Source organism: Streptomyces sparsus, assembly GCF_054776295.1.
The window spans coordinates 1-1,908 of record NZ_BAAHCA010000929.1; the positions used below are offsets into that span (position 1 = coordinate 1).

Genomic DNA, 1,908 nt, shown 5'->3' on the forward strand with positions numbered 1-1,908 from the left:
GTTGACGGCGACCATCAGGTCCGTACCGCCGGCGACCGGCACCGCCGCGGGCATGGCGGCGAGGGCGGCCACGGTCTCGTCGCGCGTGGCCGGCAGGGTGACGGACCCCGCCGTCCCCGGGCCGTGCGGTGCGTGCGTGCTCACTCCAGCTGCCCCTTCCCCGGTCGTCCCGGTACCCAGCCGTACGGTACGTGCTGAGAGCCCGGACGTGGCAACTCTGGCACATCTCACGGCGGCCCCGACGCGAGGGTCCGGGAAGGGCGTTCGCACCCGCACCGTCACCTTTCACCCCGTTTCGCACCGATGCGGCCCCTGGCCGGGGGCGGACACCACTTGTCGCACTTCAGTCGTTTCGACCGAGTTGACTGCGATGCCCGGTCCCCCATGCCCAGGACGCCGAGGTCGGATGCCGGGAGCGGGCGGGACTCACACGATCGGGGGGTTCCCTTCGAGCGGGCGTCCGAGCACGCCGGGCCGGCGCTGCCAGGGACGCGGGCCGGCCGGCGGGCGGTAGTCCACGCCGAAGGCGTCGAGACGGGCGTAGTGCGCTTCGTCCATGCGCCGGGCGAAGCCCTCCCAGTCGCGGTTCTCCCGGGGGCTCCAGGCGACCTCGGCGAAGGCGGCGAGGCGGGGGAACAGCTGGTAGTCGATGCGCTGCCGGGTCTCGGTGACCTCCGTCCACATGTTGGCCTGCGTGCCGATGACGTGCTTCTCCCGGGGGGTGCCGGCGAGTTGCGGCGGGACCGGCTCGAAGTCGTAGACGTCGCGCAGGGTGCGGACGTAGCCGATCGGCACGGGTTCGTCGCTGCCGTCGGCCTGCCGGTGGTCGAGGTACACCTGCTGCTCGGGGCACATCACCACGTCGTGTCCGGCTTCGGCGGCGGCGATGCCTCCGGCGTAGCCGCGCCAGGAGGAGACCGCGGCGCCGGGAGCGAGACCGCCTTCGAGGATCTCGTCCCAGCCGATGAGGCGGCGTCCGCGGGCGCCGAGCCAGTCGGCGAAGTGCCGGATGAACCAGGACTGGAGTTCCTCCTCGTCGCGCAGGCCGAGTTCGGTGAGGCGCTGCTGCGCGGTGGGCGAGGCGCGCCACTCGTCCTTGAGGCACTCGTCGCCGCCGATGTGCACGTAGGTGCTGGGGAAGAGTTCGAGCAGTTCCTCCAGCACGCCCTCGTAGAAGCGCAGCGTCGCCTCGGTGGGGTTGAGCACGTGCGGGCTGACGCCCCAGTCGGTCCACACGCCCAGCGCGGCGGTGTCGACGACGTCGGTGTTGCCCAGTTCGGGGTAGGCGGTGATGGCGGCCTGCGAGTGGCCGGGGATGTCGATCTCGGGGACGACGGTGACGTGCCGTTCGGCGGCGTAGGCGACGATCTCGCGGATGTCGTCCTGCGTGTAGTAACCGCCGTGCGGGCGCTCGTCCCAGATGTCGGAGGCGCGGTGCCCGACGCGGGTGCGCGGACGCCAGGCACCGGCCTCGGTGAGGCGCGGGTGGCGCTTGATCTCGACCCGCCAGCCCTGGTCGTCGGTGAGGTGGAAGTGCAGCACGTTCAGCTTGTGCGCGGCGATCAGGTCGATGTAGCGCAGCACGCCGTCCTTGGGCGTGAAGTGCCGGGAGACGTCCAGCATCAGGCCGCGCCAGGCGAACCGGGGGGTGTCGGTGACGGTGCCGTGCGGCACCGCCCACCGGTGGCGGCCGGTCACCGGCGCACGGCGGCAGGCGTCCGGGCCGAGCAGTTGGCGCAGGGTCTGGGCGCCCCAGAACACCCCGGCGGCGGCACCGCCGGTGACGGTCACACCGTGCTCGTCGACGGTCATCCGGTAGCCCTCGGGCCCGAGTTCGGCGTCCACGTCCGCGTCCACGGCGAGCCGCAGCGCGGTGCCGGCGGGCCGGTCGGTGCCGGCGGCCGGGGT

1 protein-coding gene and 1 pseudogene are annotated in these 1,908 nt (G+C 73.0%); both read right to left on the reverse strand.

Annotated features, from left to right (window positions below):
• Positions 1 to 180, reverse strand: a pseudogene (locus ACYVE9_RS25015) (FAD binding domain-containing protein); the annotation flags it as partial.
• Positions 181 to 426: 246 nt separating this feature from the next.
• Positions 427 to 1,908 (reverse strand): beta-N-acetylhexosaminidase (locus ACYVE9_RS25020; protein WP_461030166.1); only part of this gene is annotated, 1,482 nt, incomplete at its 5' end.